The sequence below is a fragment of the Streptomyces sporangiiformans genome (assembly GCF_005768555.2).
GTDB lineage: Bacteria > Actinomycetota > Actinomycetes > Streptomycetales > Streptomycetaceae > Streptomyces > Streptomyces sporangiiformans.
Map to the genome: position 1 here is coordinate 1 of NZ_VCHX02000184.1, position 510 is coordinate 510.

1 protein-coding gene is annotated in these 510 nt (G+C 73.3%); it reads right to left on the bottom strand.

The window, feature by feature from the left end:
• Window positions 1-510, bottom strand: a 510-nt coding sequence (locus tag FGD71_RS34795) for an FAD-dependent oxidoreductase (RefSeq protein WP_119104580.1), incomplete at both ends; no start/stop codon positions are given.

Here is a 510-nt window from a genome sequence, read left to right on the forward strand (position 1 = left end):
CCACGCCTCCCCCGGCGACGGGAGTGACCTCCCGCACCGGGGTGTAGCGGCGGATCCGGGCGCCCAGTTCCTCGGCGCGCCGGGCCGCGGTCTGGACTGTCAGCTCGGGGCGGACGAAGCCCGCGTGGCGGTCGAGGACCACCAGGTCTCCGTCGTCGATGCGGAACTGCGGGAAACGCTTGGCCAGCGCCTCGGCGTCGATCACCTCGTGGTCGAGGCCGTGCTCGGCGATGACGTCCATCACGGTACGCATCTCAGGGTCGTCGGCCGGCCCCATGAACAGCGCTCCGGTCAGGCGACGCAGTTCCCGCCCGGTCTCCGCCTGCAACTGCTTCCAGAGGGCGTCGGCGTGCCGGACGAGCGGCACATAGCGGCCGTCGTCACTCTGCACGCTGCGGAAGACCCGGGTCTCACCGCCCGCGGCGCTGCGGTCGTGGCCGGGGGCGAAGCGGTCGTAAGCCACGACGTCGGCGCCCCGTGCCGCCAGCCGCCAGGCTGCCTGGCTGCCCA